This window comes from Amycolatopsis sp. CA-211722 (assembly GCF_056828465.1).
The window spans coordinates 8,128,152-8,141,617 of sequence record NZ_CP184752.1; the positions used below are offsets into that span (position 1 = coordinate 8,128,152).

Sequence of the window (13,466 nt, forward strand, 5' to 3'; positions counted from 1 at the left end):
GGTTACGCTTCCCGGGTGACCGGCAAACCCGACCCGCGCTTGCGGGACCTGGCGATGCTGCGCCGTGTCCGCGACCGGATCGACCGCGACTACGCGCAGCCCTTGGACGTCGAAGCGCTGGCGCGCGGCGTCCACGTCTCCGCCGGGCACCTCAGCCGCGAGTTCCGCGCCGCGTACGGCGAATCGCCGTACAGCTATCTGATGACCCGCCGGATCGAGCGAGCCATGATGCTGTTGCGGCGCGGGGACATGTCGGTCACCGAAGTGTGCTTCGACGTCGGTTTCTCCTCACTGGGCACGTTCAGCACGCGCTTCTCGGAGCTGGTCGGCATCTCGCCGAGCGCGTACCGCAAACAGGCGGCGGAAGACGGCCGGGGCATGCCCGGCTGCGTCGTCAAACAGGTCATGCGACCGATCAGGAATCGAGAAGCGACGCCGCCGCGCGCCGACCTACCTTGAGCCGTATGACCCTCTCGATTCAGGCTTCCTACCTCCCCGCGGACGATCTCGGGGCTTCGGTTTCCTTCTATCGCGACATCCTGGGCTTCGAAGTGCGCGACGAGGGCCCGCTCCGGGCCACGGTCGGCCCGCCGGGGCAGCCGGAGACGTCGCTCCTGCTCCACCTGCCCGCCGCCGATCCGGAGCTCACCGACCAGGAACGCGCCACGATCGCCGAACTGATGGCCAAGGGCGTCCACGGGATCATCGTGCTGTCCACCCCCGATCTGATCGGCACCTTCGACCGGATCCAGGCGAGGGGCGCGGACGTCGTCCAAGAACCGATGAAGCAGTCCTGGGGCGCTTTCGACTGCTCGTTCCGCGACCCGGCCGGCAATCTGGTGCGATTCGAGGAGCGGTAGCCGGGCCTCGATGCGCGCGCACTGACGCTCCCGGGTGATGATGAGCGGCGTGGAGATCGCGGTAGAACTAGTGGCACTGGTGGTGGCCGTCCTCCTGGTCACCGCCGCGGCACGGAAACTCGACTGGTCGGCGCCCCTGTGCCTGATCGCGGTCGGGGTCGCCGCGTCGTACGTGCCGGGCGTCCCGGAGTACGAACTGGATCCGGAGGTCGTGCTGCTGGGGCTGTTGCCCCCGCTGCTCTACGCCACCGCGATCCGCACCTCGTTGATCGACTTCCGGCGCAACCGCGGGCCGATCCTGCTGTTGTCGGTGGGGCTCGTCATCTTCACCACGGCCGCGGTCGGGGTCGTGGCGTGGCTGGTGATCCCCGGGCTGCCGCTGGCCGCCGGGCTCGCGATCGGCGCGGTGGTCGCGCCGCCCGACGCGGTCGCGGCCACCGCCGTCGCCCGCAAGGTCGGGATGCCGCGCAAGCTGACCAGGCTGCTGGAGGGCGAAAGCCTGTTCAACGACGCGGCCGCGCTGGTCGCGTTGCGGACGGCCATCGCGGCCATCGCGGGTTCGGTGAGCCTGCTGCAGGTCGGCGGGGATTTCCTGCTGGCCGCGGGCGGCGGGCTGGTGATCGGGTTCGCCGTCGGCGCGCTCGCCGCGCTGATCCGCACCCGCCTCGAAGATCCGGTCACCGACACCGCGCTTTCGCTGGTGGTCCCGTTCGTCGCCTACCTCGCCGCCGAGGCGATCCACGGTTCCGGCGTGATCGCCGTGGTCGTCGCGGGGCTGATCCTCGGGCACAAGGCGCCGAGCATGCTTTCGGGCCGCTCGCGGCTGGCCAGCAGGCTGAACTGGCAGACCATCCAGTTCCTGCTGGAGAACATCGTCTTCCTGCTGATCGGGCTGCAGGTCCGCCGGATCATGACCGAGGTCGGCGACAGCGGCCTGACCGCCCTGGAACTGGTCCTGATCTGCGCCGCCACCCTGGCCGCGACCATCGTCACGCGGATCGTGTGGATGGCCGGGATCGGCCTGGCGCGCCGTGTGTTCCGCCGTCACGCCTGGCCGTGGCGGTATTCGGCCGTGATCGCCTGGGCGGGGATGCGCGGCGTCGTGACGCTCGCCGCGGCGTTCGTGCTGCCCGCGGACACCCCGCAGCGGGCCGTGCTGGTGCTGGTCGCGTTCGTCGTGGTGGCGGGCACACTGCTGCTGCACGGGACGACGTTGCCGGTGCTGGTCCGCCGCCTGAAGCTGCCGCCGCCCGATCCGGCCGAGGACGCGCTGCAGGAGGCGGCCGTGCTCCACGACATGACCAGGGCAGCGCTCGAAGAGCTGGAGAAGATCCGGACCCCCGAGGATCCGGAAGACATCGTCGAGCGGCTGCGCAGCCGGCTTCAGCACCGTTCGGACTCGGCGTGGGAGGAGCTCGGCAGGCAGAGCGCGCTGACCGAAACACCGAGCGACGCGTACCGGCGGCTTCGATTGAGGCTGCTCGAAGTCGAACGGGAGAAGTTCCTGGAGGCGCGTGACGCCGGGATGGCCGATGATGATGTCCTGCGCCGGATCCTCGAACGCCTCGACATCGAGGAATCCATGCTGGACAGGGAGGAGGAGACCGTGCCGGACTCCGATCGGGAACTGCGCACCCCCGCCGCGACGGCGGGATCGTGCAAGCATCTGACCAAGAACTGGCCGTCGGTCGAGCCCAGCTCCCCGGACGTGTGCGCCGTCTGCGTCGAGAACGGGATGACCTGGGTGCACCTGCGCGAATGCGTCAAATGCGGGAACGTCGCCTGCTGCGACTCCTCGCCGGGCAAGCACGCGACCGAGCATTTCCACGACACCCTGCACCCGGTGATGCGCAGCCACGAGCCCGGCGAGACCTGGCGCTGGTGTTTCGTGGACAAACAGCTGGGCTGAAGGTCGTGTCCGGTGAGTCTTGTTCGATGGGCTTCGTGATCCAGGTGGTTCCTGGCGGTGCGGGCGGATCGGCCTCGTACCGGGTCGTACTCGGCCGCATCCGCCCGTGCCGTCAGGGGCCGCCTGGGCGCGAAGACCGCGAACAAGACTCACCGGACACGACCTCGGTAGGGTCCCGGATATGAGCACCCCTGAGCAGGAAGTCGAATACCGCCAGCACCGGTTCTCACCTCCCCCGGGCGCGACCGAGATCTTCCTTGTCCGCCACGGTGAATCGGCCCCGGCGAGGGGCGACAACCCGTTCGACCTCGTCGACGGGCAGGCCGATCCGGACCTCGCGCCGGAAGGCAGGGAGCACGCCGAGCGGGTGGGGCGCCGCCTGGCGGACGAGCGGATCTCCGCGCTGTACGTGACGACGCTGCGCCGGACCCCGCAGACCGCGGCGCCCCTGGCGGCGAAGCTGGGTCTCACCCCCGAGGTCGAGCCGGACCTGAGGGAGATCCACCTCGGCGACTGGGAGAACGGGCTCTTCCGGCGCTATACCTACGAAGGCCACCCGATCGTCGAACAGCTGTGGCGCGAACAGCGCTGGGACGTCATTCCCGGCGCGGAGACGATGGAATCGTTCGGCGGGCGGATCAGGGCGGCCATCGGCAGGCTCGCGGCGGCCAACCCGGACCGGAGGATCGCCGTGTTCACCCACGGCGGTGTCATCGGCGAGGTCTTCGCGCAGGCGAGCGGCGCGAAGAACCGGTTCGCGTTCCTGGGCGCGGACAACGGCTCGATCTCCCATCTGGTGGTGTCGGGCGAGAACTGGATGGTGCGGCGGTTCAACGACACGTCGCATCTTCAGTCGCCTTTCGGCTGATCCGGCCCGCCGCGACCAGGTGCACGACGACCAGGACCGCGACCGCCTCGGCGGCCAGCAGCCCGACGAGCACGAGCACCTGGGTCACCCCGGCCTGCACCGGCCCGGCGCCACCGAGGAGGACACCGACGTAGGCGCCGGGCAAGGTCACCAGGCCGACCGTCCGGGTCTGGTCGAGGGCGGGAATCAGCGCGTGCCCCGCCGAGGGGCGGCAGATCTCCAGCGCGGCCGGCCGGGGAAGGAAGCCCAGCGCCAGCGCGGCTTCGTATTCGCCGTGCCGGGAAACGAGCTCGTCCAGCGCGCGCCTCGCCGCCTGGGAGGTCGCGGACATCGCGCCGCCGATGACGATCCCGGCGATCGGCACGATCGCTATCGGCCGCCATGGGACCACCCCGGTCGCGAGCACGAGCGTCAGCACCGGCACCACCCCGGACGCGATGGCGAGCGCGACCCACGCGAGATCCTTCGCCACGCCGATCCGGCGCGCGGAGGTGACCGCCGCGATCGTGAACATCAGCAGCACGAAACCGCCGGTCAGCCAGCCCGATTTCAGGATCCCGACGATCACCAGCGACACGGCGGCGAGCTGGACGACGGCGCGCGCGGCCGCGAACAGCACCGCCTTGCCCTGGCCCAGCCGCCCGAATTGCACCACCGCCGCGCCGAAGATCGCCAGCACGGCCAGGACCACGGCGAGCACCGGGCCGAACTCGATCGCACCATCCGTCACCCGGATGATCCTGCCTTAGGACGTGCAGGTCACCGGTGCGCCAGGGGCGGGGGCGGTGCGGTCGCTGACGACCTCGCCGTCGACGAGGATCCGGCACCGCAGCGCGCGGCTCCCCGACCCCTGCGCGGACAGGCTGTAGAACTCGTCGCGGCCTTCCTCGCTCCTGCGCTCGAAGGTGGTGCTCCACGGCGTCGTCACTTCGGTCTTCTGCATGAGTTCCGAACCCTGCGCGACGTAGGTGACGTTCCGGGCGCCCGCCGCGCCGGAAAGCTCGTAGACGACGGAGTGGATCACGGTACGCACGGCGGCCACGGCCTGTTCGACCTGCGGCGCGGGCTGGCTCTGCACGGGCCTCGACGTCTTCGGCAGCACGTAACTGGTCAGGGTGACGGCGACGGCCATCACACCCAGCACGACCACGACGGTCCCCAGCGGCTTCAGCCTGCCGGGGGCACCCTGTCCCGGCGCCGATGCCGGAGGGGTCGCGGTGGGAACACCCATGGAGAGGTCTTCTCTCGTCCGAGCGCACTTCCGTCGAGTGCGTCGACTACTTCTCGCACGAAGGTGACTCCGCGTTAGCCGTTATCGGGAAGAAACCCGATATTCACCCTTTTGGGTGTCCCAGTGAGCGGATACCGCCTGGTCATGGGGCGATCGGCGTAAGCAGAGTGAGCCGATCAGCTCACTTTGAGTGACCTGACTAGTCGACGAGACCGGCGTCGGCGAGCAGCCCGAGCATCCGCCGCCCGGCCGGCGGGCAGAGGTGCGCGTCGGCCGACGACAGCCAGGCGGACTCCGCGATCTCACGGCCGGGCGCGGGCTCCCCGCGATGGTCGGCGGTGTAACAGGTCATGCGGACGCGGCGGCCGTCGGCGAAACCGTCGGCCTGCTCGTTCAGCACCGCGAAGAAGCGAAAGCTTTGCGGGTCCAGCTCGATACCGAGTTCTTCCCTGATCTCCCGGCACAGCCCGGCGACGTCGCCCTCACCGGGTTCGCGCTTGCCTCCAGGCAGGTAGAACTTGGTCTTTCCCTCGGTCCGCACCGAAAGCAGACGGCGGTCGCGGACGTGGATCCAGGCCAGTGAATCGATCTCTGCTTCGGGCACGGCCTGATTCTGTCGTAGGCCGGGGGCATCATGGCAACCGTGTATCGGGAGACGACGGCGCCCGGCGGGACGGCCGGCGTGGTGCGCTGCCTGTGGGAGGCCGCGGGCACGGTGCCGAAGCGGATAGTGCCCGACGGCTGCGTGGACCTGGTGGAGAGCGGTGGCGAGGTCTTCGTCGCCGGGCCCGACACCGCTGCCTGGACCTGGGAGACCAGGGGCCCTGCGCGGGGCGTGCGGTTCGCCCCCGGCAGAGCGGGGGACGTCCTGGGCCTGGGCGCCGACGAGCTGCGCGATCAGCGTGTCCCCCTCGGCGACCTGTGGGGGAAGGACGGCGAACTGCTGGCCGAGCAGGTGCTCTCCGGCGCCGCTTCGCTGACCGACGTCGTGGCGCGGCGACGCACCGCACCGGCCGACCGGGAGGTCTCGGAGCTGATCGCCAGGCTGGACGGCGGGGCGTCCAGGGTTTCCGCCGCGCTGGAGCCGTTCGCCACCGGGGAGCGGCAGCTGCGCCGGCGGTTCACCCTCGCGGTGGGCTACGGTCCGGCGACCTACCTGCGGGTCGGCCGGTTCCAGCGCGCCATCGGCCTCGCGGGATCAGCGCCGGATCTCGCCTCGCTGGCGTTCTCGGCGGGCTACGCCGATCAAGCTCACTTGAGCCGGGATTGCCGGGAGTTCTCCGGACTGAAGGCGAGCGAGTTCTTCCGCGCCAGGAAGTGAGCGATGTCCACAGTGGACCGATAGAGGTCCAGGTAGTACGGATGGAACTCGTCGTAGACATCGGCGTCCGCGCCAGGACGGACGATTTCGGCGACGGGGTTCCAGGCTTCGATATCCGGCTCCCGCCCCAGCGCGACGGACGCGAGAACGGCGTTCCCGAACGCGGCGCCGATGGTTTCCGCCGGGATCTCCTGCTCGATCCGCGCGACGTCGCTGACGATCCGTGTCCACACCCCGCCCCGTGTCCCGCCGCCGACGGCGACGAACCGGCCGGAGCCGCCACCGGCCTCGCGCATGGCTTCGAGGTTGTGCCGCACGCCGTATGCGGTGCCTTCCAGTGCCGCGCGGTACAGATCCGCACGATCATGGGACGTGGTGAGCCCGGCGATGATCCCTCTCGCGTCCGGATCCGGCACCGGTGTCCGTTCTCCCGCGAAATACGGCAGCATCAGCAGACCGCGGCTGCCCGCCGGGACCTCGGCCGCCGCCGCGGCCAGCTCCCCGAACTCGCCGCCGACGAGTTCCCGCAGCCAATCGGTGATCGCGCCGGAAGTCGCCATGCCAGCGGCGAGCGAATAAGTTCCGGGGAAGGCGCCGCGGGTCGTCCACAGTCCCCGCCCGGGGCGGGGATCGGAGAGCATCTGGATCAGGAACATCGTGGTGCCGTACATGAGCATCGTGTCCCCGGGCGCGGTGACCCCGACACTGGTCGCCTCGGCCCAGGCGTCGACGGTTCCCGCCGTCACCGGAATCCCTTGTGGCAGGCCGGTTTCCGCCGCCGCCTCGGCGGTGACCGAACCGACCACCTCGGTCGGCCACGCAAGTCTGGGCAGGTCGATGCCCGGGGCGATCGCCGCCGCCCGGTCCGGCGCCCAGCGCGCCTCACGCAGGTCGTACATCGGATCGCATTGGCTCGCCGAATGATGGTCGAGGACGTACTCGCCGGTCAATCGCAGCACGAGGAACGAGCTCGCCATCAAGAAGAGCTTCGCCCGCTCGAACACGTCCGGCTCGTTCTTGGCCAGCCAGCGCCATTTCGGCCCGACGGCCTGCGAGCCGAGCGCGCTCCCGCCGCGTTCCACAATGGATTCTTCGCCGAATTCCCGGTTCAATTCGCGGATTTCGTCGAATGCGCGGGTGTCGACGCCGTAAAGGATCGCGGGGCGCAACGGTTTCCCGGAAGCGTCGGCGGGCAGCAGCACCGGCCCGATCCCGCTGACCGACACCCCGATGATGGGATGATCCTCCGCGCCCGCCGAAAGCTCTCTCGCCAGCGAGAGGAAATCTTGCCACCACACGGTTTCCGCGTCGTGTTCGAACCAGCCGGGACGCGGCCGGGAGGTCTCGTGCGGCCGGGACGCCCGTGCCACCACGGTGCCCCGGGAATCGACGAGGACGCCCTTGGAACTCGAAGTGCCGATGTCGACGCCGAGCACCAGGCCCGGTTCTCGCACGACGCCTCCGAACTCCTCCGCGCGAGTAGCGCGATCAGCGGATGGTAACGATTGTCGGCCAAGCTATTCTTCCCGTGCGAGGGTGTCAACACACCCGTGGAAGGGGAGGTCACGGTGGCCACCATCAACGACGTGGCGGCGAAGGCCGGGGTTTCGACGGCGACCGTGTCGAGAACGCTCAACGGGAAGTCCACTGTGGACCCGGTGCTCGCGGCGCGGGTGCAGGCCGCCGCGGCCGAATTGGGATACCACCCGAACGGGCTCGCGAGGAATCTGCGCCGTCAGGAGACCGCGGTACTCGCGCTCATCATCTCCGACGTGGAGAACCCCTTCTTCACCGCGATCGCCCGCGGCGTGGAGGACATCGCGCAGACGGCGGGCTATTCGGTGGTGCTGTGCAACGCCGACGACAACGAGGAGAAGGAGCGGCGCTACATAGACGTCGCGCTCCAGGAACGGGTCGCCGGCGTGGTGCTCTCCCCCACCGGCCGGGCCACCAACGTCGACCGGCTGACCGAACGCGGCACCCCCGTGGTCGCCGTCGACCGGCCGCTGCTGAAGAACACCGGCGACCAGGTGCTGGTCGACACCCGGCTCGCCGCCCGCGACGCCACCCGGCACCTGCTCGACGGCGGATACCGGCGGGTCGCCTGCGTCAGCGGGCCACCCGGGGTGCGCACGGCCGAAGACCGGCTGGCCGGTTACACCGACGCGGTCGGCGAGGAGAACGCGCTCACCCGGCGGGCCGAGTTCCGCGCCGAGGGCGGCAGGCTCGCCGCGCTCAGCCTGCTCGACGAGCCCGAGCCGCCGGACGCGCTGCTGGTCGGCAACAGCACGATGACGATCGGTGTCCTGGAGGCCCTGGCCGCGCGCGGCCTGCGCTCGGGACGGGACGTGGGGATCGTGTCGTTCGACGACGCGCCGTGGACGACGCTGATCGACCCGCCGCTGACGGTGGTCGCCCAGCCCGCGAACGAGGTGGGCAAGGTCGCCGCCGAGCTGCTGCTCGCGCGGATCGGCGACAGCACACGCAAGGCCACGACGACCACGTTGCAGGCGAAACTGATCGTGCGCCGGAGCTCACGTCGCGACTGACCCGCGTGCACGACGTGCCTGGGCGACCGGCTCGCACCGGCCGCCCAGGAACGCCCCACCCCCTTGTTCCCCCAAGCCGGCCCCACACCAGCCGGGTTCTCCGAAGCGGTGGGAAGAAATCGTTTACCTTTCGGAAGGTAAGTTCCCGTTTACCACCTGTCAAGCCGAACTCCTGGACAAGCTCGCCCGATCCGGGCAGACTGTGGCGACGTTGCCTACTGCACGTGTTTGATTCCGTGCACTCTGTGTTCGTCTCCGGTGAATTCGCCCACGAAATCGAGATGAGACCGCACGAACCCGCACAGACGCGTTACCCTAGGCGCTATGTCGATAGCGCTCGAGAACGTTCTCGCCAAGGCGGGCCTGAAGGTCGACGCCAACGAGTTCCTGAACCTCGTCGAGGACGCGGCGCGGAGACTGACCCCACCGAACCCCGACCCGTCGCACTATTTCTCGGCGGACCAGCGGGCCGCGCTCACCGACGTGGGGCTGGACCTCTCCCCCCGTGACGAGGACGAGCCGGACTTCCGCGCCCGCACGGTCGCCGCGCACGCCGTTCTCGCCGATTCCGCGCTGAGTGTGCTGGAAGCGGCCAAGGCGCTGGGCGTGGACGACAGCCGGATCAGGCACCGCCTGAAGGAGGGCAGGCTCACCGGCTGGAAGGACCAGGGCTGGCGGCTGCCCGCCTGGCAGTTCGCCGGTTCCGGGGTGCTTCCCGGCCTGGAGGTCGTGCTGCGCGCCGTCCCCGAGGACCAGCCCGCGCTCGTCGTCGCCGCGTTCATGAGCACCCCGCAGGCCGATCTGGTGATCAACGACCACCCCGCCACCCCGCGCCAATGGCTCCTGTCCGGCGGCGATCCCGAGCACGTCGCGAGACTGGTGGCCACGCTGGGTTCACCGTTCTGAGATCCTTGCCCGACGACGGAGAATTTCAGTCGGGGGTAGGCCGTAGGCTGACCCCACCGAGCAAGATCACCCGACAAGGACGGACGACTCCCGAGGTATGGCCCGGCTTCCCCTGCCGCCCGCACGCTCTGTCCTGGTCAAGGAGCTGCACCGCACCAACGACGTGGTGACGGTGCACCCCGGCACCAGGCTGGTCAGGATCTTCACCGCGCACGGCAACCACCCCCAGCAGTGGAATTCGTTCCGCTACAGCGGCCCGCTCCCGCACGGCCGGTTCGACCCGCAGACCCCCGGTCGCGGCGGTCGCCCGGTCACCGACCCCGGGAACGGTGTCCTGTACTTCGGTCTCACCGTGCGCACCAGCGTCGCGGAGGTCTTCCAGACCACGTCGACGGTCGACCGCAAGTCCCGCGGCCCGCGGCTGGTCGTCGTCCGGCCGACCCGCACGCTGCGGCTGCTCGACCTCGCCGGCCTCTGGCCGACCCGGGTCGGTGCCTCGCAGGAGATCTCCAGCGGCCCGAAGAAGATCACCCAGGCCTGGGCCCGCGCCATCCGCGCCGCCTTCGGTGACCTCGACGGCGTCTGGTACCGGTCCTCCATGGATTCCGGCGGCCCCGCGCTCGCGCTGTGGGATCCGCCCGCCGGCAACTCGCTGCCGGTCGCGCCGGACGTGCTGCTCCCGCTGGACCATCCGGGGCTCGACGTCCCGCTGGGCCGGGTCTGCGAAGAGCTGAACTACACGCTGCTCAGCTGAGCCCTGCCCTCGTGAGTGGTAAGGACGGTTCTAACCGTCCTTACCACTCACGAGGTGTCAGAGGTGGCGGCCCCACCACTCCAGCACGGCGTCGAACCGCTGCACCCGGTGCCGCGGCAGCCCCGACCGCGTGAGTTCGTGCCCCTCGCCGGGGAACAGCAGGAATTCGGCCGCGACGCCGTTCCGCCGCAGTGCCACGTACATCCGCTGCGCCTGCTCCAGCGGGCATCGCCAGTCCTGCTCGGAGTGCGCGACCATGAACGGGATGTCGATCTTCCCCGCGTACGTCAGCGGGCTGCGCTTGCGCTGCTCTTCGATGTCGTCGCCGGCGTAGCCCCCGGCGAAGAACCAGCCGATGTCGGAACTTCCGACGAACGAGTCCCAGGCGTTGACCGCGCGCTCGCTCCACGCGGCGCGGAACCGGCCGCCGTGGTGCGCGGCGAGCCAGCTCGTCATGAACCCGCCGTACGAGCCGCCCATGACGCCGACCCGGTCACCGTCCAGATCGGGCAGCTTGAGCGCTTCGTCCAGCAGGGCCAGCAGATCGTCCGCGTCCACCGTGCCGAGGCCGTGGACGATGCTCCGGCCGTGGCTTTCGCCGTAGCCGGCGGAACCGCGCGGGTTGCCGAGAACGACGGCGTAGCCCGCGTCGGCGAGCACCTGCGCCTCGTCGAAGACCTTCCATTCGTACGCCGCGAACGGTCCACCGTGGACCATCAGGACCACGGGATGCGGCCCGTCCCCCTCGGGCCGGACGACCCAGCCGTGGGCCGGATAGCCGTCCGGGGCGGTCGCGTTCAGTTCGTCCAGCGGCCGGATCCCGGTGTCCCGCAACGCCTTCGAGTAGTCGGTGAGCACACGCGGTTCGCCGTCCGAAACGAGTACGACGTCACCGGAACTCTCGGGCGTCCCGATCACCGCGACGATCCGTTCGCCGTCGACGGCGAACGACTTCACCGCGGCGCGTTCACCGGCGAGGCGGCGCAGGGACCCGAGCTCGGCGAGTTCGGCGCCGAGGGGAACGGCACGCAGCTCGGCGGCACCGCGGGTGCCGACCACGACGAGGACCTCGCCGCCGACGACGACCGGAGGGCTGGCCGCGTGGTCGCAGTCCACCGTTTCGACGTCGGTCAACCGGCGCGGAGACGAGGGCTCGTCACCGGAGGGCCACGGCGCCTGCCAGAGCCCGGTGTTGCGGGCGACGTCTTCCTCGCCGGGGAATTCGTTGCCGTAGAACAGGATCGAACCGTCCGGGGCGGCGACGGGCCGGTCCGCGGTGCCCAGGGACCGGACCAGCTGCCGGGGTTCGCCGCCGCCCGCGGGCACGGCGTAGACGTCCGAACGGACGGTGTCCTCGGCGGCCCAGTCACGCGGAGCGGTGAACAGGACGTGCTCACCGTCGATCGTCCACGAGGGATGGTGGACGTCGGCCCGGTCGTCGGTCAGCGGCGTGAGCTCGGCGGGCGGCTCGTCGTCCAGCGCGGCGACGGCGTCCACGACGAACAGACGTTGTGGACGGTCGTCGAGGAAGCCCACGTCGTCGACGCGGTAGAAGAGGTTCTTGATGTGCCGCGGCGCTTCTTCGCCCGGCTCGGGCGTTTCGCCGTCCGCGTTCTCGGTGCCGTACCGGCCGGGTTCGGGCACGCGGGCGACGAAGGCGATCCGATGGGAATCGGGGGCCCAGACCGGGGCGCCCGCGCCGAGGGGCAGGCCGGTGATCCGTTTCGCGTCGCCGCCGGCCGCGGGCATCACGTGCACCTGCGGCTTGGCCGCGCGCCCGGAGCCCTCCCCGGCCCGGAGGAACGCCACCCACCGGCCGTCCGGCGAGAGGGCGGGGGCGGAGTCCTTGGCCCCGTGGGTCCAGGCCGCTTCCCCGCCGCCACCCAGGTCGACCCTGCGCAGGGCTCCGCGGTAGCCGTTCGTCTTCAGATCAGGCCTGCTCACCGCGGTGAGCAGCAGGTCGCCGCGCAGCGCGAGGCTGCCGGGGACCGTCAGGGCTTCGATGTCAACGGGACGCACGGCCCCGACGGTACCCGATCCTTAGCAGCTCTAACTACTGATCGAAGATTCCTGCTCAGCGGCTTCCAGCTTCTTCGCCTTCGCGAGACTGGCCACCGTCGTCACGGTCAGGACCACGACGATGACGCCCAGGGAGACCCAGTTGTTGATGTCCAGCCAGTCCGGGACGACGTGGTACTCGTGCAGCGCGTGCAGGAACAGTTTGGCGCCGATGAAGGCGAGGATCACCGCGAGACCGTAGGACAGGTACACCAGCTTGGTGACCAGGCCACCGAGCAGGAAGTACAGCTGGCGCAGACCCATCAGCGCGAACGCGTTGGCGGTGAAGACCAGGAAGGCCTCCTGCGTGATACCGAAGATCGCGGGGATCGAGTCGACCGCGAACAACAGGTCCGCGCTGCCGATCGCGACGATCACCAGGAACATCGGCGTGATCCAGCGCTTGCCGTCCTTCTTCACGAAGGACTTGTGCCCGTGCCACTCTTCGGTGACCGGGAAGAGCTTGCGCACCCAGCGGGTGAGCGCGTTCTCCTCGTATTCCTCTTCTTCGTCCTTGTTGCGGACCATGCTGACCGCGGTCCAGATGAGGACGGCGCCGAAGAGGAAGAAGACCCAGACGAACTGCGCGATCAGCGCGGCGCCCACGGCGATGAACACGCTGCGCATGGCGAGCGCGAGCAGGATGCCGATCAGCAGCACCCGGTGCTGATGGATCGCGGGCACCTTGAACGACGTCATGATGATCATGAAGATGAACAGGTTGTCGACGCTCAGCGAGTACTCGGTGATGTACCCGGTGAAGAACTGGACCCCCGGGTCGTGGCCGGCGAACACCCAGACACCGACGCCGAACGCGATGGCCACGGCGATGTAGAAGATGACCCACCGGGCGGCTTCGCCGGTGGTGACCTCATGCGGCTTGCGATCGACGATGACCAGGTCCAGCGCGATGAGCGCGAGCAGGCCACCGACCGTGGCGATCCACAGCCACAGGGGAACAGACATGTATCCAACCCTCCGGATAGTGCACAGCAGCAACTAACCGGAGG

General features: G+C 69.8%; 14 protein-coding genes. 8 read left to right on the forward strand and 6 right to left on the reverse strand.

The features are described 5' to 3' along the window. The first annotated feature begins 54 nt into the window (after positions 1–54). The 4 genes from ACOCEP_RS37150 to ACOCEP_RS37165 all read left to right on the forward strand — a co-directional run bounded on the left by ACOCEP_RS37150 (position 55) and on the right by ACOCEP_RS37165 (position 3,637). Positions 55–459: a helix-turn-helix transcriptional regulator gene (locus ACOCEP_RS37150; protein WP_198941864.1), complete on the forward strand. Its 405-nt coding sequence runs from the start codon at positions 55–57 to the stop codon at positions 457–459. A gap of 5 nt (positions 460–464) precedes the next feature. Continuing rightward, entirely contained in the window at positions 465–860 is a 396-nt protein-coding gene (locus ACOCEP_RS37155; RefSeq protein WP_482334375.1) for a VOC family protein, read from the forward strand. A gap of 40 nt (positions 861–900) precedes the next feature. After that, complete coding sequence (locus ACOCEP_RS37160) at positions 901–2,769, forward strand: Na+/H+ antiporter (protein ID WP_482339894.1); 1,869 nt, start codon at positions 901–903, stop codon at positions 2,767–2,769. Positions 2,770–2,950: 181 nt separating this feature from the next. Then, the gene (locus tag ACOCEP_RS37165) at positions 2,951–3,637 is read left to right on the forward strand and encodes a histidine phosphatase family protein (RefSeq protein ID WP_482334376.1); all 687 of its coding nucleotides are present in this window, start codon (positions 2,951–2,953) and stop codon (positions 3,635–3,637) included. Here ACOCEP_RS37165 and ACOCEP_RS37170 read toward each other — a convergent pair. From ACOCEP_RS37170 to ACOCEP_RS37180, 3 genes are all read right to left on the reverse strand, one after another. Continuing rightward, positions 3,600–4,367, reverse strand: a complete 768-nt coding sequence (locus tag ACOCEP_RS37170; RefSeq protein ID WP_482334378.1) for an ABC transporter permease — start codon at positions 4,365–4,367, stop codon at positions 3,600–3,602. The genes ACOCEP_RS37165 and ACOCEP_RS37170 overlap by 38 nt on opposite strands. Positions 4,368–4,382: 15 nt before the next feature. Continuing rightward, positions 4,383–4,868: an MmpS family transport accessory protein gene (locus tag ACOCEP_RS37175; RefSeq protein WP_482334380.1), complete on the reverse strand. Its 486-nt coding sequence runs from the start codon at positions 4,866–4,868 to the stop codon at positions 4,383–4,385. A gap of 199 nt (positions 4,869–5,067) precedes the next feature. Continuing rightward, complete coding sequence (locus ACOCEP_RS37180; RefSeq protein ID WP_482334382.1) at positions 5,068–5,472, reverse strand: NUDIX hydrolase; 405 nt, start codon at positions 5,470–5,472, stop codon at positions 5,068–5,070. 30 nt (positions 5,473–5,502) lie between these two features. On the opposite strand from ACOCEP_RS37180, the gene ACOCEP_RS37185 reads away from it, so the two are divergent. Then, a complete protein-coding gene (locus tag ACOCEP_RS37185) occupies positions 5,503–6,189 on the forward strand; it encodes a helix-turn-helix domain-containing protein (RefSeq protein WP_482334384.1) in 687 nt (228 codons plus the stop codon). On the opposite strand, the gene ACOCEP_RS37190 is transcribed toward ACOCEP_RS37185, so the two are convergent. Then, entirely contained in the window at positions 6,120–7,643 is a 1,524-nt protein-coding gene (locus ACOCEP_RS37190) for an FGGY-family carbohydrate kinase (protein WP_482334386.1), read from the reverse strand. The two genes, ACOCEP_RS37185 and ACOCEP_RS37190, sit on opposite strands and share 70 nt — an antisense overlap. Before the next feature lie 114 nt (positions 7,644–7,757). Between ACOCEP_RS37190 and ACOCEP_RS37195 the strand changes: the two genes are divergently transcribed. From ACOCEP_RS37195 to ACOCEP_RS37205, 3 genes are all read left to right on the forward strand, one after another. Further along, a complete protein-coding gene (locus ACOCEP_RS37195; RefSeq protein ID WP_482334388.1) occupies positions 7,758–8,738 on the forward strand; it encodes a LacI family DNA-binding transcriptional regulator in 981 nt (326 codons plus the stop codon). Between the two features lie 324 nt (positions 8,739–9,062). After that, positions 9,063–9,644 (forward strand): DNA-binding protein, encoded by a 582-nt coding sequence (locus ACOCEP_RS37200; RefSeq protein WP_482334390.1) that lies wholly within the window; start codon positions 9,063–9,065, stop codon positions 9,642–9,644. A 97-nt stretch (positions 9,645–9,741) separates the two neighbouring features. After that, the gene (locus ACOCEP_RS37205) at positions 9,742–10,398 is read left to right on the forward strand and encodes an RES family NAD+ phosphorylase (protein WP_482334391.1); all 657 of its coding nucleotides are present in this window, start codon (positions 9,742–9,744) and stop codon (positions 10,396–10,398) included. Positions 10,399–10,455: 57 nt separating this feature from the next. Here the strand turns inward: ACOCEP_RS37205 and ACOCEP_RS37210 are convergent, their stop codons facing one another. Together ACOCEP_RS37210 and ACOCEP_RS37215 are read right to left on the reverse strand one after the other, a co-directional pair. Further along, complete coding sequence (locus ACOCEP_RS37210) at positions 10,456–12,417, reverse strand: S9 family peptidase (protein ID WP_482334393.1); 1,962 nt, start codon at positions 12,415–12,417, stop codon at positions 10,456–10,458. 30 nt (positions 12,418–12,447) lie between these two features. After that, positions 12,448–13,422: a TerC family protein gene (locus tag ACOCEP_RS37215; protein WP_482334395.1), complete on the reverse strand. Its 975-nt coding sequence runs from the start codon at positions 13,420–13,422 to the stop codon at positions 12,448–12,450. Between the last annotated feature and the right edge of the window lie 44 nt (positions 13,423–13,466).

Excerpts from the sequence above, each read along its gene's own strand:
- ACOCEP_RS37150 (WP_198941864.1), top strand. The coding sequence starts at position 55 with ATGCTGCGCCGTGTCCGCGACCGGATCGACCGCGACTACGCGCAGCCC.
- ACOCEP_RS37155 (WP_482334375.1), top strand. The coding sequence starts at position 465 with ATGACCCTCTCGATTCAGGCTTCCTACCTCCCCGCGGACGATCTCGGG.
- ACOCEP_RS37160 (WP_482339894.1), top strand. The coding sequence starts at position 901 with ATGAGCGGCGTGGAGATCGCGGTAGAACTAGTGGCACTGGTGGTGGCC.
- ACOCEP_RS37165 (WP_482334376.1), top strand. The coding sequence starts at position 2,951 with ATGAGCACCCCTGAGCAGGAAGTCGAATACCGCCAGCACCGGTTCTCA.
- ACOCEP_RS37175 (WP_482334380.1), bottom strand. The coding sequence starts at position 4,868 with ATGGGTGTTCCCACCGCGACCCCTCCGGCATCGGCGCCGGGACAGGGT.
- ACOCEP_RS37185 (WP_482334384.1), top strand. The coding sequence starts at position 5,503 with ATGGCAACCGTGTATCGGGAGACGACGGCGCCCGGCGGGACGGCCGGC.
- ACOCEP_RS37200 (WP_482334390.1), top strand. The coding sequence starts at position 9,063 with ATGTCGATAGCGCTCGAGAACGTTCTCGCCAAGGCGGGCCTGAAGGTC.
- ACOCEP_RS37205 (WP_482334391.1), top strand. The coding sequence starts at position 9,742 with ATGGCCCGGCTTCCCCTGCCGCCCGCACGCTCTGTCCTGGTCAAGGAG.
- ACOCEP_RS37215 (WP_482334395.1), bottom strand. The coding sequence starts at position 13,422 with ATGTCTGTTCCCCTGTGGCTGTGGATCGCCACGGTCGGTGGCCTGCTC.